Annotated in this window: 24 protein-coding genes and 2 riboswitches; of the genes, 3 read left to right on the top strand and 21 right to left on the bottom strand. The window is 29.3% G+C overall.

What is annotated here, in order from left to right; genetic code table 11:
- Positions 1-124: 124 nt before the first annotated feature.
- From J2Z44_RS02830 to amrA, 3 genes are all read right to left on the bottom strand, one after another.
- Positions 125-610: a hypothetical protein gene (locus J2Z44_RS02830; protein WP_021284088.1), complete on the bottom strand. Its 486-nt coding sequence runs from the start codon at positions 608-610 to the stop codon at positions 125-127.
- 469 nt (positions 611-1079) lie between these two features.
- The gene (gene amrS, locus J2Z44_RS02825) at positions 1080-1934 is read right to left on the bottom strand and encodes an AmmeMemoRadiSam system radical SAM enzyme (protein WP_021284087.1); all 855 of its coding nucleotides are present in this window, start codon (positions 1932-1934) and stop codon (positions 1080-1082) included.
- A gap of 19 nt (positions 1935-1953) precedes the next feature.
- Complete coding sequence (gene amrA, locus J2Z44_RS02820) at positions 1954-3357, bottom strand: AmmeMemoRadiSam system protein A (RefSeq protein ID WP_209649323.1); 1404 nt, start codon at positions 3355-3357, stop codon at positions 1954-1956.
- A gap of 148 nt (positions 3358-3505) precedes the next feature.
- Between amrA and J2Z44_RS02815 the strand changes: the two genes are divergently transcribed.
- Complete coding sequence (locus tag J2Z44_RS02815) at positions 3506-3865, top strand: zinc ribbon domain-containing protein (protein WP_021284084.1); 360 nt, start codon at positions 3506-3508, stop codon at positions 3863-3865.
- Positions 3866-3942: 77 nt separating this feature from the next.
- Here the strand turns inward: J2Z44_RS02815 and J2Z44_RS02810 are convergent, their stop codons facing one another.
- The 5 genes from J2Z44_RS02810 to J2Z44_RS02790 form a co-directional block, all read right to left on the bottom strand.
- The gene (locus tag J2Z44_RS02810) at positions 3943-4665 is read right to left on the bottom strand and encodes a creatininase family protein (RefSeq protein ID WP_021284083.1); all 723 of its coding nucleotides are present in this window, start codon (positions 4663-4665) and stop codon (positions 3943-3945) included.
- 183 nt (positions 4666-4848) lie between these two features.
- On the bottom strand, positions 4849-5556 hold the full coding sequence (locus tag J2Z44_RS02805) for a DUF2971 domain-containing protein (RefSeq protein ID WP_021284082.1): 708 nt from the start codon (positions 5554-5556) through the stop codon (positions 4849-4851).
- Between the two features lie 14 nt (positions 5557-5570).
- Positions 5571-6050: a PIN domain-containing protein gene (locus tag J2Z44_RS02800; protein WP_021284081.1), complete on the bottom strand. Its 480-nt coding sequence runs from the start codon at positions 6048-6050 to the stop codon at positions 5571-5573.
- Positions 6051-6200: 150 nt separating this feature from the next.
- A complete protein-coding gene (locus J2Z44_RS02795) occupies positions 6201-7103 on the bottom strand; it encodes a cation diffusion facilitator family transporter (RefSeq protein WP_021284080.1) in 903 nt (300 codons plus the stop codon).
- A gap of 48 nt (positions 7104-7151) precedes the next feature.
- Positions 7152-7235: riboswitch (NiCo riboswitch) on the bottom strand.
- 492 nt (positions 7236-7727) lie between these two features.
- On the bottom strand, positions 7728-8156 hold the full coding sequence (locus J2Z44_RS02790; protein ID WP_021284079.1) for a GNAT family N-acetyltransferase: 429 nt from the start codon (positions 8154-8156) through the stop codon (positions 7728-7730).
- A gap of 279 nt (positions 8157-8435) precedes the next feature.
- On the opposite strand from J2Z44_RS02790, the gene J2Z44_RS02785 reads away from it, so the two are divergent.
- Positions 8436-8675: a hypothetical protein gene (locus J2Z44_RS02785; RefSeq protein ID WP_021284078.1), complete on the top strand. Its 240-nt coding sequence runs from the start codon at positions 8436-8438 to the stop codon at positions 8673-8675.
- Between the two features lie 57 nt (positions 8676-8732).
- Here J2Z44_RS02785 and J2Z44_RS02780 read toward each other — a convergent pair whose 3' ends face one another.
- Complete coding sequence (locus tag J2Z44_RS02780) at positions 8733-9044, bottom strand: hypothetical protein (protein WP_021284077.1); 312 nt, start codon at positions 9042-9044, stop codon at positions 8733-8735.
- A 195-nt stretch (positions 9045-9239) separates the two neighbouring features.
- Positions 9240-9364: riboswitch (cyclic di-AMP (ydaO/yuaA leader) on the top strand.
- Positions 9365-9368: 4 nt separating this feature from the next.
- Between J2Z44_RS02780 and J2Z44_RS02775 the strand changes: the two genes are divergently transcribed.
- Positions 9369-10004, top strand: a complete 636-nt coding sequence (locus J2Z44_RS02775; protein WP_021284076.1) for a cell wall hydrolase — start codon at positions 9369-9371, stop codon at positions 10002-10004.
- Between the two features lie 196 nt (positions 10005-10200).
- On the opposite strand, the gene J2Z44_RS02770 is transcribed toward J2Z44_RS02775, so the two are convergent.
- The 12 genes from J2Z44_RS02770 to J2Z44_RS02715 form a co-directional block, all read right to left on the bottom strand.
- On the bottom strand, positions 10201-10644 hold the full coding sequence (locus J2Z44_RS02770) for a hypothetical protein (RefSeq protein WP_021284075.1): 444 nt from the start codon (positions 10642-10644) through the stop codon (positions 10201-10203).
- 131 nt (positions 10645-10775) lie between these two features.
- A complete protein-coding gene (locus J2Z44_RS02765; protein WP_209649322.1) occupies positions 10776-11612 on the bottom strand; it encodes a hypothetical protein in 837 nt (278 codons plus the stop codon).
- A gap of 328 nt (positions 11613-11940) precedes the next feature.
- Positions 11941-13170: an NAD(P)-dependent malic enzyme gene (locus tag J2Z44_RS02760; protein ID WP_021284072.1), complete on the bottom strand. Its 1230-nt coding sequence runs from the start codon at positions 13168-13170 to the stop codon at positions 11941-11943.
- Positions 13171-13463: 293 nt separating this feature from the next.
- Positions 13464-14198, bottom strand: coding sequence for an EcsC family protein (locus J2Z44_RS02755; protein ID WP_021284071.1), 735 nt, complete (start codon positions 14196-14198; stop codon positions 13464-13466).
- A 159-nt stretch (positions 14199-14357) separates the two neighbouring features.
- The gene (locus J2Z44_RS02750) at positions 14358-15251 is read right to left on the bottom strand and encodes a M15 family metallopeptidase (protein WP_209649321.1); all 894 of its coding nucleotides are present in this window, start codon (positions 15249-15251) and stop codon (positions 14358-14360) included.
- Positions 15252-15541: 290 nt separating this feature from the next.
- The gene (locus tag J2Z44_RS02745; RefSeq protein WP_021284068.1) at positions 15542-16075 is read right to left on the bottom strand and encodes a GNAT family N-acetyltransferase; all 534 of its coding nucleotides are present in this window, start codon (positions 16073-16075) and stop codon (positions 15542-15544) included.
- A gap of 132 nt (positions 16076-16207) precedes the next feature.
- Entirely contained in the window at positions 16208-16669 is a 462-nt protein-coding gene (locus J2Z44_RS02740; protein ID WP_021284067.1) for a GNAT family N-acetyltransferase, read from the bottom strand.
- Between the two features lie 130 nt (positions 16670-16799).
- Entirely contained in the window at positions 16800-17534 is a 735-nt protein-coding gene (locus J2Z44_RS02735; RefSeq protein WP_021284066.1) for a class I SAM-dependent methyltransferase, read from the bottom strand.
- A gap of 392 nt (positions 17535-17926) precedes the next feature.
- Complete coding sequence (locus tag J2Z44_RS02730) at positions 17927-18925, bottom strand: GGGtGRT protein (protein ID WP_021284065.1); 999 nt, start codon at positions 18923-18925, stop codon at positions 17927-17929.
- Between the two features lie 19 nt (positions 18926-18944).
- The gene (locus tag J2Z44_RS02725; protein WP_017416026.1) at positions 18945-19637 is read right to left on the bottom strand and encodes an iron-sulfur cluster assembly scaffold protein; all 693 of its coding nucleotides are present in this window, start codon (positions 19635-19637) and stop codon (positions 18945-18947) included.
- A 586-nt stretch (positions 19638-20223) separates the two neighbouring features.
- Positions 20224-20829: a hypothetical protein gene (locus tag J2Z44_RS02720; RefSeq protein ID WP_021284064.1), complete on the bottom strand. Its 606-nt coding sequence runs from the start codon at positions 20827-20829 to the stop codon at positions 20224-20226.
- Between the two features lie 547 nt (positions 20830-21376).
- Positions 21377-23452: a tetratricopeptide repeat protein gene (locus tag J2Z44_RS02715; RefSeq protein WP_021284063.1), complete on the bottom strand. Its 2076-nt coding sequence runs from the start codon at positions 23450-23452 to the stop codon at positions 21377-21379.
- Between the last annotated feature and the right edge of the window lie 209 nt (positions 23453-23661).

The raw sequence follows: 23661 nt of genomic DNA, 5'->3' as shown, positions 1-23661 counted from the left end.
TAGTAGATTATGCAGATAGGAGAAATTTTACTTATTAATATTTAAAATTAAATAGATAAAAATTATTTCGGTTTAAAACATAAAAAGGCTTGTACTCACATAGCAAGTACAAGCCTTTTGTATATTAATTATTATTTTTATCTGCATATATTTCAACTGGAATTAACACTTTTGATAGTTCATCTGCTGTTACTTGAAAAAAATTTCTTCCAATGTTTAAAGGCTTTATTTGTGAAATTACATAATCTTGATGAAAAGCCCACATAATTAAATCAGGATTAATATACTCTTTTGGAGTTAAAACAGCAAAATTCTTAGTAACATATACTTCATCATCTTCAATAAAAGCAGCAGTTAAATCGCCTTTTACAAAGTTTTGCTTTAAACAAAGAATAAAATCACCTTTTAGCGCCTTAAAGAATCTATCTTTATCCTCAGAATTTCCTCTAAACTCTTTAGTCTTAGTTATTTTGCATTCTTTGTCATCTATACACTCATTATCAATTAATGTGTATGTTTTCATGGGATCAAGTTCATATGTTTTTACTCTTGAAGATAAGTTAATTTCGCATATTTGATATAAGTATAAGGTTTCATATTTAGGTAGCATTCTTTCTCCCCCTATATTATATTTTAAATTATATTAATAGTGTAAAAGTATTTTTCAATTTTATTGTAACACATTCAAGCAATCAACGATAACTTTCTTTTATTCTTTACAGTATGTTTACAATTAGTCCATTAATTTACATTATATTTTCATTGTTACAAAACAAAACCATATACTTTAATAATGATAAAAAGTATATGGTTAATTAATGTCATAAATAATAGATTAAACATCAAATTTCATTAATTTAGTTTTTATACCCTTCTTTTAGTCCACATAGAACCATAGCAAAAATAAGAAATGAAATTGTAATAAATTCAGCCATAATAGACCTCCCCACTAAGTATGTCTATTATATTTATATTCACTTTAAATTAACTTGTTGACTAAAATAAAACATATTTTTCTTATACTCTACTCTTTTTATAATTAAAATTAACTATAAAATTACTTGTCATATAATTTTTATTTACATATTTCCAAGTGACACTCTATTTAAATACTTTTTCGCTACCTTTTCTGCTCTAATCATATCCTCAACACTTGTAGGTGGATTATCCATTTTGTATCTTGGAAAATATCGTGACAAATGTAATGGTATATTATTATTTATAATACTTAAAAATTTAGCAATATCCCCTACTTCCTCCATAGAATCATTCTCGTTACTAACTAACAAAGTTGTTACTTCTACATGACATCTTTTGTTAGCTATTTCTATAGTTTTAAGTACTGGACTTAAATTTCCTCCGCATATTTCATTATAGTACTTATTATTATAACTTTTAAGGTCAATATTCATAGCATCTACATAAGGTAAAAGCATTTTTAAAGGTTCTTCGCTAATATATCCATTGGTTACAAGTACTACTGCTGCTTTTTCATTCATTTCCTTTAATAGCTTAGAAACCTCATAAACATATTCAAACCAAATGGATGGTTCATTATAAGTAAACGCTATGCCGATATTATTTTCTACAGTCAATATTAATTCTACTAACTTTTCCTTGGTGATAAAGTTACTTGGAGCTTTAACTTGAGAAATTTGGTGATTTTGACAAAATCCACAGGTGAAATTACATCCAAAAGACCCCACTGACAATATATTTGTTGAAGGTTTAAAGTAATGAAGTGGCTTCTTTTCAATAGGATCTAGTGAAACTGATGTTACTTCCCCATAATTAATGGTATAAAGTTTTCCATGTTCATGGATTCTAACATTGCATTTTCCATAATGATTTTCCTCAATTACACAATTGTGAGGACATAAAAAACAGTGTATCTTATTTTCTAGCTTTTCATAAAACATTGCTTCAGTTTTCATTTAAAGACCACCTTACTTTTTACTCTTCCATGTGCCTAATAACTTCAAATTTTTCTATGGTATAATCCTGAGAGTATATATTTGCTTTTCTAAGTGCTATTGATAGTTGATCCGCCACTGTGTCTACACCCTCTAAATCTGGCAAAAGAAGGCCTGTTTTTCCGTTGCTTCTCACAATAACGCCATATTTTTTAGGATCTAATTCACTCTCAATTGCAGGTTCTGGTTCAGTAAGTACATCTACAGAGAAATCAATATCCATCAATTCCTGCTCCTCAACTCTGTAAAATCTTGGATCATTTATTCCAGCCTCTATAGCATTTCTTAATATTTCCTCTGCTATAGAATCAGTCACAGGAAATATTGTACCAATGCAACCTCGTAATTCCTCTTCTTTTTTTAAGGAAACGAACACTCCTCTCTTTAAACCTTTCATTTCATTAGTAACATAATTTGGAATACATTCTAGCTCTCTTCCAGTAGTTAAATAATTGGTTAAACTCTCTCGTGCAAGCCTTACATAAGGGTCCTTCTCATTTAACTTATTTTTATACAGAGACTTTTTAAGTTCCTCAATTCTATCCACCTTAGTTTCATCTTCTCTAATTTTATTAAATTTCATTACTCCATATCCCACTCCAAAGGTACCCTCATAGCTCATTAGTTCTCCTGTAAATTTGTTTTTATCTAGTGCTCCTAAAAGCATAAGTATAGATCTTCTGCCGCACTCCCCTGCCCCTGTGATAGTTTTTTTATCAATGCTCATAACGCCCAGCGGATCTCCCTTTTGAAGCAAGTCTAAAAACTCCTTGTCAAAAACTTCTCCATAAGGACTATAGTCATAAGGACCCTCTTTCTTTAATCTATGTGATAAATCACCACTTGCAATTAAAACGACATTCATGCTAAGCTCTCTAGCTGCCTCATCTATACACATTCCAAACTTATAAAGTTCCAAATCACTTAAAGGTGCGTAGGTAATGTGCACAATTTTATAATCTTTAAATTTTTTATTAATGAAAAACAAGGGAACAAAAACCCCATGGTCTATTTCAACATTAGAATTAAACTGCCTTAAAAGTTCATTTGTAGCCATAACACAAGGAATATTCTTCTGAACTGCAAATTCATATATCTTACTTGTAAGTTTCTTATCAACTTCTATCTCCATTGAGGTATTATACTCACCAAATTTTTTTAAGTCCCCTTTAAGAGTATCTTCATATGCTAGGGAAATTGCATCACCAAACATGGTTCCATGAGGAGTTATTATAATTATAGTGTTAGGACTTTTTTCTTTGATATCTTTTGCTATCGTATTTAATGAATCAATTGTTTTGCTAATCTTATTTTCCTCTCCCTTTCCTATAGTGGGTATAATTATAGGGGGATGCGGCATTAAATAAAAACCTGTTAAACCCATAAAATCACCTCAAAATAATTTTAATATTTGTTTTAATATTTGAAATAATAGTTTTAAGTCTATTTTATATATTTTACTTTTAAACTATACTATATTTTATAAAAGCAAAAAATAAGTAACGAAATTTGTTATAGAAGGAGAGATATTAATGTTTTTTATTGGCATAATGGGCGTTGATAGCAAGGAAGAAAAAATCAAAGTAGTGAGTAGTGAATGTCCTAATTGCAGTGCAAATTACTTAACGTTAATACAAAACTACAATAGGTTTCATTTTTTCTTTGTACCCTTATTTAAATGGGCCCATAGTTACTACCTATTATGTGAGACTTGTAACTCTTTATATGGTATATCTGACGAGAAAGGAAGAAACTTAAGTATTAGAGAAGATGTTGAACTTACTTATTGGGAGTTATCACCTATTTACGTAGAAAAGCTATGTAAAAGTTGTAAAAGATCTTTAAATGGAAGTTTTGAGTATTGTCCTTATTGTGGAAATAAGCAAACGTAAACATATTGTAAACCACCATAATAAAGAATATAAATCTTCTCTATTATGGTGGTTTTATACTAGCTTTTATATACTACCTAATCAGTATAATAAGTTTCACTTATTACCATATTAATTGTTTCAATAATTCTATCACTGACTAAACTAAATATTTTTTTGCCTTTTTCCTTATTTGCAAGGGTTGAATTTCCTGATAAGGCATCCTTATATATAACTTTTCCTCTATCTTTAAAATACATTCTCATTGTAGGTTTCCTATTATTAATTATTGCTTTATCCATTTCTACAAGAGATTCATTATAAAATAATACCGCTGATGTCTCATCTTCTCCCCCATGACCTTGTCCTTCAGTGATTGTTAGAATATCCTTTGAATAATCTACCCACCAATTTATAGTTAATGCAGCTGCACCCAAAGCCATAAGCTTTTCGCTTGCAAGATTTAAAGCATTGACATTTCCACCGTGTCCATTTAGAAATATTATGTTCTTGATCCCATTTTCAAATAAACTTCTTCCTACCTCATATACATATTGTGCTAGTACCTCCGTTGGTACATGTATAGTTCCTGGATAAATAGACAAATCATAACTTTGGCCGAATGGTATTTCAGGTGCAATCCATACTATATCCCCAATCTTCTCTTCAAGCATATTACAAAAAACTCTTGGTGAAAAAATATCGGTACCTAGTGGCAAGTGATGTCCATGTGCTTCCACTGAACCAATGGGTACTATAATTGTTTTTATACTCTTAACTTTTTCTGCAAAGTTGTCTGATGTAACATTTACCATATACATAACTTTTCCCCCCGTAGACTTTTTACTTATTTTAAATATATTATACCATAATAATACATTATTTAATAATTTATTTAGCATTTCAATAATTTATTAAGCAAATTTCATAAATTATTGGTGTTAAATACACTATAATTAAATAAACTGAAAATATATAGAAACAGCTCTTAAATTCCACCCAAATTAAATATGATCTTTTGAACAGTACAAATCAGATTTCTGTGGAGTTATTTTAAATCCAGATCTTTTACAGTAATCAATGATAGTTTTTACATACCAATCCTTAGCACGAGGATCAATAATTATTTCATCAATAAAATCTAATGGATTTAAGCTAATCTCAAGACGTGAACAAGAATCACTTTTATTTCCAATCTGTACTTCATCCTTTAAAGTTATTAATCTAACCTCTTTTTCATGTTCAAAAGCCTTTCTTTTAAACAAACCTTGAGTAAGAAAAGAGTTATCCTTAGTTTCTAATGATAACTTTTCTGAAACCTGCCTCAAATTATCATAATATATTACTGGAGATAACATACCATAGGTTATTTCTTGTATTAAATCGAATTTTTGTACTGTAGTTTGAATTAAAATTCCTTCACCTTCCCTTGAATAAATTCTCCAAAGGGCATCGGATACTCCTTCTAGGCTCCAACATTGACCGTACAAATCCTTTACTTCCTGATCATTAAAATTAATATTAGAACAGCTTTCTACTTCAGATAGAAATCTTATTGTAGGCACTTCCCATTTATCCTCCCAAAACAAAAGTCTTGTAAGATAAGTTTTTCTTGTTTCGACAAAACTCATAAACTGACTTAAACACATGTATCTATAAAGTTTCGTATCCCTTTGTAAAGATTTATCAATTATAATTCCTTTTGAGTTCATTATATTTTCTCTCCTTAGTTATGAATTTTTATTACTTCTAAAAATTCTTTTAAACCTAAAATTCTTTCTGAAGAAATGATGACTCTTCCGCAATTTAATATTTTTTTATCTTCCGTTACCAATACTAAGTCATCATGTGTAAAGCATAGATAAATTAATTTAAAATCATTCTTTGATAACTTATTCTCATTAATAATATAAATATTAGTCCTTGGATTATATTTAATTTTCAGTCCAGTTTTGTCTGTAAAAATATTTTCTAAACTATAGTCTTCATCTTCTATAACATGATTTAAAAGACTTAAAAATTTATCTGACAAAACAGGCATCCCTTTGTACTTATGATACTCTTTTTGAGACAATTCACCAGCCACTCCCTTTGACACCTTAAAATCTATCCACTGATTTTTCTCTATTTCGCTAAATAGATTAGGATATTCTCTCCAAATTCTTATAACTATATTGGAATCTAACAAATAGGTTGTTTTTTTCATAAAATAACTCCTTTATTTACCGAAATTTATAAACCTATATACCAGTATAAACTTCATAAATAATATACGAAAAATTTGTAAATAAAAATATCATGAAATGAATTATCATGATATTTTTGTATATTAATAATATTTCAATTGTTCATCTATTTATACAATTTCATTTCTAAAAGCTGAAGGTTCATTATTATAAAAAGGTTCAATATGGACAATCATCTGTATATTACTATCCACTTCTTTTCTCACCTTTTCTTCAATCTGTCTAACTAAGCTGTGGCATTGAGCAACACTCATATTGGCTTCAAGTTTAATGTGCATATCTAGATAAATTTCACTATTAATGCCCCTACTTCTTATTTTATGAACATCTTTAACCTCTTTGAAAGACAGTATAACTCCTTCTACCCTTTCAGATTGAATTATTGCTTTATCCACTAAAATTCCACTAGCAGATTTAAATATTTCATAGGATGATTGTAAAATAAATATTGAAACAATAAAAGAGGCTATTGAATCAATAACTGGTGGTAGTCCTAACTTAACACAAATTAGCGTAACAAGTACACCTATTGATACAAATACGTCACTTCTTGTATGAAGAGAATCAGAAGTTAATATATAACTATTGAGCTTTTTACCTTGATTAAACTCAAACTTACATACAAAAATATTTACTATGATAGTTAATATCAAAGCAATTATGCTATCAGATGTTATTTTTAAAGGAACTGGGTTAATAAACCTATCAATTGCACTTATAATTACTTTTACACCAATAACAAGTAGCATACCAGCTATAAATAAACCTGAAAGCATTTCAAATTTTTTATGTCCATAGGGGTGCTCAGCATCTTCAGGCTTAGAAGCAAGGCTTATGCCTATTAATCCCACTATATTAGAAGAACCATCAGTTAAAGAATGAAACCCATCAGCACTCATACTTGTACTGTTTATTAAACTTCCAATAATTATCTTTAATATTGCTACAAAAATATTAGCGAATAATATTACCCAAAGGACTTTTTTTATTTTCGCAAAGTTATTTTTTATCATAATAATTTACCTCCTTTTAAAGATAAAAAAACCATGGAACACAAAATAAATTGTCCCATGGTTTTTTTCCACTGCTTTTAAGTAAGCCCGGCTGCATAAATTAATATTTATCGCCTGTTCATATATAATTATTTAACTGGTCTAATTTTATTATATTCAACCTTAACTTAATGGTTCATTAAATTTAAATTTTAAATTGTAGTATATTAATACATATACTATTTTCTCTATTTAATTATTTGATTTTCCTATGTGCCTTATTTATGATGTAAATAAAAATAAATACTTTGATAAGATTATTACTTAAACAAAACTGGGATATTAAATGTATAATTATTTAACACAGGAAGCCTTAGATAAATTAAAAGAAGAATTAAATTATAGATAAGGTGTAGGTGGAGAATATACAGTAAAAAAAGAAAAAATAGAAAAAGTAGAAAAGGTTGAAAGCTAATCTTTAATAGTTGGCTTTTAACTTTCTCTACACTTAATCATAAGTTTTTATTTATAATTATTGAGCTTTTAATTTGGTTATCATCAAATTTTAGTCATATCCTAGTAATTAATAATTAGACTTTAGGCAAATTTAATTACATACTATAAATACTTTAATTAAACAATAAACTAATTTACTATCTCCATATATTTTTCAGGATTTACAAGACTAGAAAATCCAAACTTTCTATATAACTCGTGAGCATCTCTTGTAGCTAGAAGCCATTTTTTTAAATCTAGTAAATTAGGATAATTTAATATGCATTCCAGCATCCAAATTCCAAGTCCATTTCCCCTATAGTCTTCCTGGATAAATACATCACACAAATAAGCAAAGGTAGCATAATCTGTTATAACTCTAGCAAAACCTATTTGCTTCTCGCCTTTAAACATTGAAAAACACAATGAGTTTTCTATTGAAACTATAATTGTCTGTTTTGTTCTATCATTAGCCCAGTAAGACTTGTTAAAAAAATTATGTAATGTATCTATATCTATTTTTTCTTTATCTGTAGTTACAGTGAATCCACCCTTGGTATAATTTATTATTTTTTCCATTTAGACTCCTCCATAATTTTTTTAAATCTAGAGATAATTTATATCTGAAATCATTTGAAATTTGTTAATCTAAAAACTATTTTCATTATAGCATATTCTTACAATTATTTCTTCTTTACTATAATATTTTTGTAAAAACATAATAAAATATAGAGTTTAGAATCTTGAAATTTATGCTAATAGAACCATTATATTTTATCATAGGTTACTTAAAATTGGAGAAACTATGACTAGCTTTTTATTTTAATAGAAATTTAAAACTTGAGAGGAGCGATAACTATGGATGACAAGTACTTGCAAGAAGTGAGGATGCAAAATGCAAAATCTAGAGAAAATGCAAATCAAAGCAATAATTTAACCTCCAGCACATCTTCTATGTCTAAGTCTTACAACTCTAATTCATATAATATGAACACATTAAGTGATGAGGATATTAATGAAGTAAATAGTTTAAATAACATAAGTAGCATGGTTAGTATGGACTCAGTAGATACTAATTCTAGTTATACCAACAAATAATTATTTCATAAAAAAAATCAGGCAATTATTAATTTGCCTGATTTTTTTATCTCCACTTTAAGGCCTATAATTTTGATTTAATAATAATGAGTAATTTATTGTTGCATCTGTAGGTTTATCAAACTCTCTCGATCTTAGCCCGAAAGTAATAGTTACCTTTACTCTATAAGAAGAGATTACCTCACATTTACTTTCAATGGTGCAACGAAAAAACATGCCTTCTTCGTTAGAAAAACCATAATCAAAACCCTGTATTGCAATTGAAGCTTCACTGGTTATGTATGGATAGGTATTAAAGACCTTAGTAATGGTTCTACCACCCTCTAGAGCTTCTGGAAATCTAATAGTATCACTTATGATATTAAGCACAACTCCACCCCCTTTAAAAATATATGTGATATGCTTATAATTTAGAATTATATATAAATATTTAAGTTTATGGAGATTGCAATTAAAAACAATATATATTTAACAAATATATGAATTAAATGAAAATGCATGAATATTATCCTTTAATTTAATAATGACATTTTTGTAAATGTCATATATAATGTACTAAAAGTTAAACAAGTTATGCCGAATCTCTTTTATAGAGTACGGGGGAATACATTTTTTGGGGTGAAGCTACTTTTGTAGCTGGGGAACTCCCCCCTAACCCGACAGCTAACCTCGGAGGCAAAGGAGGAATACGCTATGTTTAAAATGAACAATTTTAAAAAAGTACTAATTGGAGCTACCATAATTTTATTTACAGGTTCTGGTTCAGCAAAAGCTATTACTCATGATGCTCAAAGTGGCGATAACTTATATAGAAGTTCTAAGACCTATGGAATTACCTTAGATACCTTAAGGGAAAGCAATGATGAGTGGGATAATTTAATTATTTCGGGAGAAACATTGGAAATTCCAGGCGCAACTTCTAGCACTAAAAATTCTAGTGCAAGTGTTGAAACAAAACCTGAATCAGTAATTCCATACAATGATGAAGATCTTCAGCTACTTGGAAGATTGATTAGAGCTGAGGCAGGAAATCAGCCTTATACAGCCAAAGTTGCCGTGGGAGCGGTTGTTGTTAACAGAGTTAAAAGTGATAAGTTTCCTAGCAATATATCATCAGTGATATACGAAAAAAATCAATTTACTCCTGTAGATAATGGGATGATAAACAAGCCTGCAACTGATGAAACAATAAAAGCTGCAAAGGAAGCTTTAGCTGGCGTTGACCCAACAAAGGGTGCACTATTCTTTTATGATACTAGTGCCACAAGCAAATGGCTACTTTCAAAACCACAAGCTTTAAAGGTAGATAAGATGGTGTTTGCTTATTAATTATAAACTTAATGATGTTTATGTTATAGGGAATCAAAGTAAAGATTTAACTTATATATTACTTCTACTTTGATCTCCGTAAGACTATTTGAATCATCAATAATTAAATTTTTAGCTTTGAAGCCTTTAAAAAGACAAGAATTTCCTAGTATAGGATCAATTCTTGTCTTTTTAATTCTAAAATTAATTCTGAGTTTTATACCATCTCATTAAAATTATCATAAACAACCTTACAATTCTTAGGTACTCTAAAGGCTATTCTACTATTATCGTCATAGTATTCTTCATCAAAGCCATCATTATCATAATCACATTCTTCTTTACTTTCATACTCAATAAGCTTAGGTAAAATTACATCTTCTATTTTATTATCAAAGTCATGACTTTCATCTGCATGGAATCCAAATTGAGAATCAGTAGTCATTCTGATACTACAAGGGATACTGTCAGTGTTTTCATTCATAATTTCAATAATTTCTTCAGTTAATTCCTCTGCTACATGAGGAACTTCCATAAATACGAACTCATTTCCTTTGTATTTCATTAATTTGGTCAATTGATTTAAATCTCTAACTAAGTGATATATAGCTTCATAACCTTCTTTTGATGTAACCATATATAAATTGCTCGAATATGCCATAATACTACCTCCCTTAATAAATTAAAACTTTTACTGTTCTAATACGGATGATATTAGAAGTTGATAGTATATTTATACTGAAAGTATCTGTATTTTGTGCATATTTCTCAATACTTTTTTAAAATGTGAATCTATCTTTCAAAAATAACATAAGTTTTAGGGGACCCTTCCTTAGGGGTGCCATTTTCGTTAAGTTCAAAAACACCTTGAATTTCCACCTTAGATATTTTATCAGTAGTTTCATAAGTAAAAGATGATATTTTATCCTTTGTATTTGGACTATATAATTTAACCTCATCAAAGGGTAGTGTATATGTTTCTCCATCTTCAGTAGTTAGAATAACATTTCCAAATATATTGCCATATCCAAGGGACACCTTATAATTTGCTTTATTTTCAACAGCTAACATAGCGCCAATACCATCAAACAATCCTATAGTTTTTTCCAATCTAAACTTATATTGCCCCTCAGGGGTTTCAGAAACTTGAAAGTTTTCCGATGATATGGCTCCATTATATATTATTTCAACTTTGTTTTGAAAGTTCTTTTGCAGGAATAGCATATCTTCATGCTCTAATTTGGTACCTTCCTTTGAAATTTCCACATATCTTGTATTTACAATTTTAGTATTTTCATTAAAATCTTCTGTTGATAAAATCTTATATTCTTTCACATCATTACTTTTCAAATAAGTATCAATAGTTTTTTTTATTTCTTCACCACTAGAGCCTAAATGCTTAAGACTTGCACTGTTTATATAGTTAATATACTCATCAGAATTCTTATTTATTAAAGCTTTATATATGCCATCTACTGCCTTTTGTACTTCTTTTTCCGTAAAACTACTTTGTTTTTCTTCCGCAATTTTTCCCGAAGTACTTGCACTTTGCATTGAGTTGCATCCCACTATAGTAAGTGAAGAACCCAATAATAATGCTACTAAAGCTTTGGTTATAATCTTTTTCATCTTTACACCACCCTATATAAAATTTTTAAATAAAAAACTAAATTATCATGCATATATGTATACTTTAATATTTACTATACTTTCCCATGATTTACTTTGTGTCATTGCACTAACAGCACATTTATTACTTTTCATGGCTTTATATTTTCAATTAAGTTCCATATAAATTTTACTAATAGCTTGTACATCTGTGAAAGTAATGAGTAAGCTATTTTAGACTTAGCTAATATAATCTCAATGCCTTTAAGTTTATCTAAAATAGCCTACCGTTTATTTAAGTTTTATATAATATTTTACCTGGCAATCTTAAAATATCCTAGTTATGATATTAGATTTTTTTTAGAAGTTTTTCAGTATTTTCTCTTACTTCTTCTGGAGTGATATGAATTCTATTAACTTTAGTTAGAATTGCAGCTCTTGCAACATATTCAGCTACCTTAGGTGCTATTCTTAAGTCAAAGGGGACAGGGATTACATAATCCTCATCTAACTCTTCTGAAGTAATTATCCCAGCTATAGCCTTTGCTGCTGCAATTTTCATATCATCATTAATATCAGATGCCCTAACATCTAGAGCACCCCTAAATATTCCTGGAAAAGCTAAAACATTATTAACTTGATTTGGGTAATCTGATCTTCCAGTACAGACTATTCTTGCACCAGCTTTTTTAGCTAAGTCTGGACTAATTTCTGGGATAGGGTTTGCCATAGCCATAATAATAGAATCCTTATTCATAGACTTAATCATATCACTATCTACACAATTCCCCACTGATACTCCAATAAACACATCTTTATCTTTAATAATTTCCCTTAAGGTTCCTTTTTCCACAAACTTATTAGAAATCTTACTCATTTCTATTTTATGTTTGTTCATTTTCTCTTGTCTTCCATCGTAAATTGCACCTATAGTATCACATAATATTACATCTTTAACTTCCAATTTTATCAGAAGTTTTGCTATGGCAATTCCAGCTGCACCTGCTCCATTAATCACAACTTTTATATCTTTCAAGTTTTTCTTTATTAATTTTAAGGAATTAAATATAGCAGCTAAGGATACTACAGCAGTTCCATGTTGATCATCATGGAAAATTGGGATACTACAAACTTTTTTCAGCTCTGTTTCAATTTCGAAACACTCTGGAGCTTTAATATCTTCTAAATTTATTCCACCAAAAGAACATTGAAGGAGCTTAACAGTATTTACAATTTCCTTTGAATCTTTTGTTTCTAAACAAAGTGGAAATGCGTCCACCCCACCAAAGGCCTTAAACAATACTGCCTTCCCTTCCATAACAGGTAAGCCAGCAGGGGCACCAATGTCGCCTAGACCAAGAACTGCTGTTCCATTTGTAACTATAGCTATCCAATTTGATTTAGCAGTGTAATCATAAATCTTATCATAGCATTTATTGATTTCTAAACAAGGCTCAGCTACTCCTGGAGTATATGCTAAGGTCATTTGCTCCCTAGTTTCCACTGGTACCTTACAATGTAGGGCTATTTTCCCTTTATGAAGCTTATGAAAATTCAGTGCTCTCTCTCTTAAATCCATTATAATCTCCTTTAACTATTGCTAAGTGATTATGTTCAGACAATTATAGAAAATACTCTCTCAGGATTGCATAGTTTACATCATGTTTAATATGTTAATTAGTATATACTACTACCTTCTATTAGTCTGATTTAACATAATCACTACATAAAATATATTAGAAAAAACTTAAAAAGAGAACTAAATAATTTATCCTATATAAACACTGTGTTACATATTACAATTTACCTTATACATAATAAAAGCCTTGGATTTTAAAGAAATTATTTTATAGAAAATTCGGTTTCTACTTTCTATAAATCTGAAGAGCTTCCTCCTAACAACCTCATTCTATAAGCATTCATAGCTGTTTCTCCTAGTTTATCCATTAGCTGATAGTTAGCATATGCTCCTACAACAGCTCCAATGCCTGGAACTAGTTGAAGCATTTTTGCTAAATCAATATAGTCTCTATATTCCATTTGAAAGCTTTTCCAGTCAAATTCATTTAAGTTTGATGGAAGAGTATTAATATAATTTTCCCAATTTAGAATGTTATGATATATTTCATATCTTTTCTCATCACTAGAGAAAGCTAATAAAAAGATATGTAGAATATATAATCTTTCTGTATAGTTCTTTACATCAAAGCCAAATATGCTAGCCGTATCAAATAGAAATTTCATTTTTATGCTCAAAAGTATAGGAAAATCCGCGAGTCCTAATAGAAGGCCTCCTGCACCAGTTCCAGCACCACTTACTGTTGCAGCTTTTCTATAAAAGTTTAGCTTTTCTTCAACCAACTTTTCCCGCTCTTCTAAAACTGCATATAATAGTGGTGCTTTAGTAATAAATTCTGAACCTGTAAGCACAGCCTTAGTCATATTTTTAATAGCTTCGGTAATAATATTTTGAGCTTTTTCAGGGACTAAATTATTAAATTTTTTTTGAACTCCCTTAGTAACCTTACTTTTAAAAGATGGTTTCTTACTCATCTTTTTCTGCCATTTTTTAAGTTCAAAAAATGCTTGTTCTTCGTAACTAATCATAGGTTCCTCCCTATATTTTAAAATTAATATATAGACTTTAATAAAAAAGTTAGGTTGTTTATACCTAAAGATTTAAGTAAGTCAACTAAAGCCTATGAATAAAATCTTGTCTGGTTCCTTTTAAGCTTACTTATATCTAATTTTAATAACTTCTTGTTACTAGTTTAACTTATTATCAATTAAATTTATATATTCTTTAACCTGTTCATTCTCTGGGGCACCAAAGTGCCATGTTGAACTCTCCTGTATAGGAGTAGAAAAATATCTAGCTTTTAATATTATTTCTGGTCTATATTCAAAATGTAATATGTCAAAATGACCCCATTTTCCTCCCCAAACAAAGTTATGGTTTTCAAAAATTTCAACTAATTCTTTTGGGTAAGCTCGCATTCTTTTTTCTCCATTGCTTCTAGTATTCCATTTCCAATAATCGTTTGGGTGACTCTTTACATCTATGGCTATAGCAAAAGCATGAGGGCTTAACCTTCCTGTACCTGACACATATCTATAATTATAAGTTCCATTTATAGGATATACAAACCCACCAATTTTGGCATTAGTTTTTGAAGCTTCATTTACATCCTTTAAAACTAACTTTAATGCTTCTGCTGCTCCGTTTTGTTTATTGAATTGCCAACCATTACAATTTATTAAATTCTTTTCAATTATCCCTTGATTACTTCCATAAACTTCATGAAGCAAGTTATATATTCTTCCTCTTCCTGGATCAAAGTTTACATCAGGTAAATCATCAATGCTATTTAATGGATAAGGCTGTTCCAACATATCTTGGATATCTGGATTACTTAACTTTTCATCATGAGTTTTTTGTTTTCTATCATCGTATAATATTTTTTTGCCAGACTTTAGAATTACATAAACATTTCCTTCAGCTGACTTTTCCACTCCAGTTACATGCTCTGGATAGGCAAGAAATAAACTTAGTATATCTCTCTTCATCACAGTATTATAATCTTCCAAAGCTACTACTTCCCTGCAAGGAAAAATAGCGCATAGTAAATAGGATAAAGTAAAAATCAATAACTTTTTCATTTTAAACCCTACCTTTCTATTGATTTATTATTTTATTTTACCCTAATATGGTTGATTTATTTTTGGTAGAACTTTTATTTTGAAAATCAAATAGACTCATTTTATTTTGTTACCTGACAAGTAAATTTTAATCAACCGAACCCTCTTTTTCATTTAAGAACCTGGTTGTTTTTAAAACTAACTATATAAAATTATGTGACATTTATTCTTTAAAAATATAAATAAAAAGAAAAGATTTTAGAATTTATGTATTATCTAAAACCTTTTCTTAAGTAAGTTACTATAGCAAATTATCTTTTCTTTTCCATAACTATAAACTTAAAATCCTCATCCTCTAAATATTCTCCACATTTTTCAAAGTGAAGTTTATTAAATAAGTTAATTGCTGGTATATTATTTTCACCAGTTTCAATATAGATTCTTTCAATATCCATATGATTGAATATATAATCTATTACAGCTTTAACTGAAGTATAACCTAGGCCCCTTTGCCAGTATCTTTTATCTCCAATTATAACTCCCATTTCCCCTTGCTTTTTCTCCTTATCTATGCTAAAAAAGTTAACGAAACCAATGGAATTTCCTTCTGCATCTTCAATTAAAAAGTACTTATACTTTCGCTTCTCTATAGGGCTAGTTATTATTTCATCCTCAAATCTTCTACAGTAATTTTCACACTCTTTCATTAAAGATTTCGTATCTTTAGGCAATGGTTTTGGATCATGTTTATTTATTTCTTGGTCAATTGACCAAGAAAACAAATTAACCACATCTTTATTTTCTACATCCCTTATTACAATTTCACTATCCTTATAGTAAATCATTTTATCCCCTCACTCAATAAATTCAATAAATTCAATAAATGATTTAGTTATTTTACAACTTTATGCTCACAAGTTATCAATTAAATAGGATTTTCCTCACCACATATAAAATTAATACATTATAAAGAAAATTTAAGGATTATTCTCTAAGATATATTCCATAACTATTTCATTTCCATCCACTTCATCAGTATGATGAAAACCTATATTAAGATACAAATTTTTGGCTGTTTCATCTCCTTCAATATAGCAGAGAATAATAGAATTGTACCTATTTTGTTTCTTTATCAACTCCATCCATAGTTTCATAGCTGCTTTTCCATAGCCCATTCTTTGATGCTTTTCTGCAATCATAAATTGATCTAATACGCAAAATAATTGATTATCCTCTTCATATTCACGTTGCATTAACAACCCAATAGGTATGTCCTCATTGTAAATAGCATATACTTGACTATTTGAGTCTCTAAATGCATATGCTCGTGCAAGAATTGTTAAATTTGAAGCAACAAATTCTTTTTGGTCCTCTTTAACTTTCAACTTATTAAAAGTCCGCCAATTATCTGGAGTAATAATACCAAAATGTATATACATCTTTATCCCTCCATGACTTTATCTAATAATTTTACAAAAATATATTACTTTACAAGGTAATTGTGATCACTTGTAATAAACAACACATTTAACTTATTACATTTATTATTACTAAAGCCATTTTGTCATATTACTTTTTACCTAAAACATAGCAAGCTCTTTGTTGGTAAACAACTGGATGCATAAGCATATCTTGCTTAATTCTATCTACGCCCTTTTGTATTTCATCATGAGAAATCAAACCAAACATTGAGTAGCCTCTTTTAGTGGCAATGTCGATTAGTTTTGCACCATAGTTTTGGTCTTGTCCCAACTCAAGTATTCCATTTTCCACACTCCTAAATTCATTACTTAAAAGACTGTTAGTAAGCTGAGATGTATCTGGATATCTTTTAAGTTCCGGTGCTAATGTTTCCGGAAAATACTTAGAAGTAAGCCTATTTCTAATATGCTCATGGCTATCAGAAAACACAATTAGAGTTCCATTATCTTTTAATATCCTTTTTATACTTTCAAAGGTCTTATCAATATCCTTGATATGGTGAATTACATCTACCATAAATACTAAGCTAAAGGTTGAGTTAGGAAGATTTAAAAGTTCTGAAGCATCATCTTGAATAAACTTTCCATCACAGCATTTTTCTCTTGCCTTACTTAGTATTCCCAGCGATTGGTCTACTCCCCAAATCTTTGATTTTGTCATATTATGTACTAGCTTAAGATAATTTCCAGTTCCACATCCTACTTCTAGCACATGACTTTCTTTTGTAATGCCTGCCTTATCAACCATAAACTTCACTATTTCAAAATCCGCTTCCCTAACATCGTCATATATCTGGCAGATTTCATCATAATTATAACTCATAACATCACTCCTATATAACAACAACTAATACATTATTTTACTTTTATGGTATCATAATATAATTTTACAGTAAAGTGAATGTGTATAGAATTTAAATTAAACATATTTTTTTACTTTCAGATGCTAGAATCTAAACATATTTCAGAAAGAATTAGAGCATCTAATAGACGAATAGTAGGCGCTTTCTATAGTTGCAGGTCTTAGATTTCTAGCTTTACAACTATCTAAAAACTCCTAAAACCTCTCTTTAAAAGTTAGATTATTATTAGCTTGAACCTTAATTTCCTTGCTATTTTAACTTGTACATCACCCTTAAAATAATAAAAAAAGAGATACACATCTATTAGCTTTATACTAATAATGAAGTGTACCTCTTTTTTATTGTTTTCTTATTATCTCATAGCCTCTTCAATAGCGACAGCTACAGCAACGGATGCTCCTACCATTGGGTTGTTACCCATTCCGATAAGTCCCATCATTTCTACGTGTGCTGGTACAGAAGATGAACCTGCAAATTGTGCATCAGAGTGCATTCTTCCCATTGTATCAGTCATACCATAAGAAGCTGGACCTGCTGCCATGTTGTCTGGGTGAAGTGTTCTTCCAGTACCACCACCTGATGCTACTGAGAAGTATTTTTTACCCATTTCAATACATTCTTTTTTGTATGTTCCTGCTACTGGATGTTGGAATCTTGTTGGGTTAGTAGAGTTTCCAGTTATAGAAACATCGACTCCTTCATGGTGCATTATAGCAACCCCTTCTCTAACATCATCAGCTCCAAAGCATCTTACTTTTGCTCTTTCGCCTTTTGAATAAGCAGTTTCTTTAACTATTTCTAAGTTTCCAGTGTAATAGTCAAATTTAGTTTGAACATATGTGAAGCCATTAATTCTTGAGATAATCATTGCTGCATCTTTTCCAAGACCATTTAATATTACTCTTAAAGGCTCTTTTCTTACTTTATTAGCTGATTTTGCAAGACCTATAGCACCTTCTGCAGCAGCAAAAGATTCGTGTCCTGCTAAGAAGGCAAAACATTTAGTTTCTTCTCTAAGAAGCATTGCTGCAAGTCTTCCATGTCCTATTCCAACTTTTCTGTCATCTGCAACAGAACCTGGAATGCAGAATGCTTGTATTCCTTCTCCTAAAACTTCAGCAGCTTCTGCAGCGCTTGTACATCCTTTTTTAATAGCAATTGCAGCGCCAACTATGTATGCCCAGCATGCATTTTCAAATGCAATAGGTTGAATTTCTTTTACTATATTATAAACATCTATGCCTTTTCCATCGCAAATTGCTTTTGCCTCTTCTAAAGATTCTATTCCATACTTATTAAGTACAGGTAGAATTTGATTTATTCTTCTTTCAAAACTTTCAAATAATGCCATGTTTAGCTTCCTCCATTTCCTATTCGTGTCTTGGATCTATTACTTTATGAGCTTCAGAAAATCTTCCGTAACTTCCAGTTGCTTTTTTCATTGCTTCATTAGCATCCATTCCCTTTTTAATCATATCCATCATTTTTCCAAGGTGAATGAATTCATATCCAATTACTTGATCCTCTTCATCAAGAGCTACTTTATTAACATAACCCTCAGCCATTTCTAAGTATCTAGTTCCCTTATCCTTAGTTCCAAACATTGTTCCAACTTGGCTTCTTAATCCTTTGCCTAAGTCTTCTAAAGAAGCTCCAATAGGTAGTCCACCTTCTGAGAAAGCAGTTTGAGTTCTTCCATAAACTATTTGTAAGAATAATTCTCTCATTGCAGTATTTATAGCATCACAAACTAAGTCTGTGTTAAGTGCTTCAAGTATTGTTTTTCCTGGTAATATTTCAGAAGCCATAGCAGCTGAGTGAGTCATACCAGAACATCCTAATGTTTCAACTAATGCTTCTTCAATAATTCCGTCTTTTACATTTAAAGTTAGTTTGCAAGCTCCTTGTTGTGGTGCACACCAACCTACTCCATGGGTTAATCCTGATATATCTTTAACTTCTTTAGCTTGTACCCATTTTCCTTCTTGTGGTATTGGTGCTGCTCCATGGTTAGGTCCTTTTGCAACACATACCATTTGTTGAACTTCATGTGAATAAATCATAATTAGTCTCCTTCCTCTTACCAAAATACTTATACATAATACTTTAATGTATAATAAATATCCAATAAAGCTTATGATATTTAACACCACTATTCGGGACTAAAATTATCCCGCAGTGGGCAAATTTAGCAAATCGACTAACTCATTTTACCAAATATATTTAGTTTTAACAATAGCTATACTTAAATTTTATAAATATGGACATAGATTTCAAGGTATTACTACAAATTTATATAACTGGTTATTCAACTATATAATTTTAATAGTCATTCATAATATTTTACTTATGAATATTAATACACTAAAACAATGAAACAAAATAATATTTCTTAGCCCTACACAATTAAAGGAACTAAGAAATATTATTATAGGATTAAACTATGAACTTATTAATTATTTCATAATTATGGTTCTTCTACTATCCAAAATAAATTAAACCTATTGTTTATGGTTACTTAGAGTTCTAATAGATTCATATAATTAATCTATACTACTTCGTAATACACTATAGTCCTTAATACTACATAGTTATTGCAATTTAATAATTCTTATATACTGATAGTCTAAAAATTCTAATTAAATTGTATTACGAGATATTTGGAACATCTCCAGTAATTATATTATAGTACATTTTCCACTTTTCTTTACTTCCGCCAACTTCAATTACTTTCCCCTTCTGATCTAAATAAGTTGGGGGGGTATCACTTAATTTATCGGGATTTAGCTTGTTTAAATAATTATACATTCTCTTTGCATCTTTTATAACTTTTTTAGATAAATACTCTAAAGCCCTAAATACAGCACTCTCATAGGAATAACTTTCTTCCTGGCTTACTAAATTTAAAATAGTATCTACTGCACTGAAGAATCTATCCTCATCTTTAATCGCCCAACTATCGAAATTAGCTATATAGCAATCGTAAAGTATAGCTGCAAAAAGTTGGTTATGATGAGTGAAAGTCTTGTCATTTTCGTATAGCTCTTTGCGAAGATACAAGTCCTTGCAAATTCTAAGGGCTTTTTCATTTCTATTACACATTCTTAGACATCTAATGTAATTAATGTAATCTTCTCTAGTAAAATTACTTTTATCTTTTTCATAAAGCGTGTCATAAATTATTAAGGCATCTTGGTACTGTAAACATTCTAGCAAAGCTTTTCCTTCACATCTCATCATACAAATACTATCCATCTTTACACCCCTATAACTTTATTTTATAACTGCAAGTTACCATTTACATTTATGCATATTATATTATATGCAAACTCTACATCCATTGTATACCAATAATTCAATATAGTACATAATTATTTTATTGCAATTTTATTTAATCACACTTCATTAGTTGTTATATTAACAACTATCATTTTGAAATCTGTACTATAAAAGTATTAATTGTTTTATAACAGATTACTCATAATTGAGTTATTTAAAATATTTTTATCTTTTATATGTTTGAATGATCACAAAGTCATAGTAAGTGAAAAAATATATGTAAAAAAACTGTATGTTATTTTATTGAAACAGTATATTTAACTACTATACTAGTTTTCTAAAACATGATTAAATTCCTTCATGTAGTTAAATTAATATCAGAGTTTTTCTGTAAAAATACTAAGCACAAAAGTAAAAAGCTTCAGAAAGTTACAATGTCAATTTAACACTACAACCTTCTGAAAAAAAGATTTATAAATACTAATATTTTTTTATTTTGTTATAGCTAAACTTTTTATTAAGTTTAACCGTCAATCATATTGCTACATTGTTCTTTTAAAGCATAGGCTTCATCATAATGATCATCAATAGTTATGGCATCTTCACAGGCTCTTATTGCCTCTTTATACTGTCCATTTTTCATATAAATCTTGGCCTTAAGCAAGAAAAATCTCTCATCATCTCCAAGTTCAATGGCATTATTGATAAAAATTAGAGCCTTCTTATAATTAAAATCACTTAAGTAATAGAAATAATAGGCCATAAGATAGTAAATTTTATCCTGTCTTGGGTATATATTGAAGATCCCCATTAAAAAATTTAATATATCTTTTTTAGGTAGAAATGTTTTTTTTACCTTTCCTATAGATGTATTCTTAAATGACAGCCTTAAAAGTGCATCAATAGCTTCTGTATATTTATGACTCCTAATTAGTACAAATACCTTGTTTAAACTTATATATAATTCCCCTTCATCCATAGTCAAGGCTTTATCAATATAAGTAAGAGCTTTGTCATATTCACCTATTTCAAAGTGCGTTCTTGAAAGTAAATTAAAATACTTTGAGTTTGTGTGATTAAGGCTTATTGCTTTGTTTAAGTTAAATATAACTTCTGAGTAGGAATAACAATGTAAATCATGAACCATTCTTGAATCTTTAGTGGTTGTCTCTGAACTGTTTAATATTCTCAGCACAAGAACTATAGCCCTACCTTTTCTATAATATCCATGGGCACAGTACTCATTAAACTGAATTAACTTATCGTATATTTTAATTGCTTTATTATAGCTTTCTATAATTTTGAAATTCGATTGATTAGTTGGAGTTTCTTCATATTCTTCACCAAAGAATAAACAAACTTCTTCAGTTTTTAAAGGCCAATAGTTATTATCTAGGTTCATATTTAGAGCTCTATCGCATTGTTCAAGGACAATATTACATTTTTCATCTAAAGTTAAGGTTTCATCCCTTAAAACTTCTTCTACTTTTGTTTTGAGAAAATTAGAAAATTCAATTTTGTAAGCTTCATAGGTTTCTAAGCCTTTTATCCCTATATTTTCTAAGCCTATTATTATACATTGGTAAGCCTTAATTTTAATGGATGTTTTTGCATTAGAATCATCTATAACCTTTCTTAAAACTTCTAATCCGCCATTGTATTTTAAGGTTTTAAATAATATGGCACCCTTTTCATACAAATATTCATGAAAATCTTTATTTCCAATAGCTATAGCTTCCTCTAGAACTTTTAAATAAACCCCTTCTTTATTTTGAAGTGAAGTTCTATTTTCTGTTTCTACTATTAATTCCTTAATTTTTCTATCAATGTAATCCTTATTTACATAAGTTAAATCCTCATATTCTAAATTACATTCTACTTTGTATAGAGTTTTGTAGATATTTAATAATTCTAAAAAATATCCGCAATCTAGCAGTACCTGTCTTCCTATTTCAATTAGATGCAAGTAATTAATATTATTAGCTGTATTAAAACTATGATATTGATCGTTCTCTTCCTCTTTTATAATTATATCCAAAAGTCTACTATAGCAATTATAAAGTTCTTCGCAATTTTTCTCCGTTATAAACCTAATAATTCTTTTTTGCAACTTTTCTTTTAATAGATTACCAGTCCTCTCTAAATTCTCCCCAAATATCTCCAAATCCCCATAGCTTTTATTATTGTGGATTAAAAACTTTAATCCCTCATAGTAAGAATTAAAGGCCTCCTCATAATCTTTTAGCTTTTCTAAGATCTTCGCTTTATGATTATAGAGAAATTCATCCTCTGATATCTTAAAAGAGAGATTTACATAATTTAATGCTTCTTTATACTCTGAAATTTCATAGTATGCAAGGGACAAAAGGTCGTAAGCTTCCTCGCTTTGCTTAAATGAGAGAGACTTTTTCAAACATTCTATTGCTTCTTTAAATTTATCTAGCTTCAAATACATTTTACTTTTCAAAATGATACTGTCATAGTCCAGCTCCATGGTTTCATTTTGGCTTAACTTAAAAATAATCTTTTCAGCTTCTTCATTTTTTATGTTTTTGTAGCTATCATATTTCTCTTCTATATTAAACTTATTGTAATCCATAAAGTTTCTCCTTTGATAATTTAATTCTTGGGAAAACCCTAGATATTTCTATTAAATAAAACCTTCAAATATAATTTTATCATATTTTTTCCTTATAAACATATAATAAAGCCCTTTATAGTACTAATTAACATGGAAAAGGTGACAATTACACAGAATTATCACCTTTTCCTACTACTTGTAGCTGTATTTTTATTTAAAATATTTCT

It is taken from the genome of Clostridium punense (assembly GCF_017874425.1).
In the GTDB taxonomy this organism is placed as follows: domain Bacteria; phylum Bacillota; class Clostridia; order Clostridiales; family Clostridiaceae; genus Clostridium_J; species Clostridium_J punense.
The sequence above is the reverse complement of the archived record's forward strand: the minus strand, read 5'-3'. Positions and strand labels throughout refer to the sequence as shown.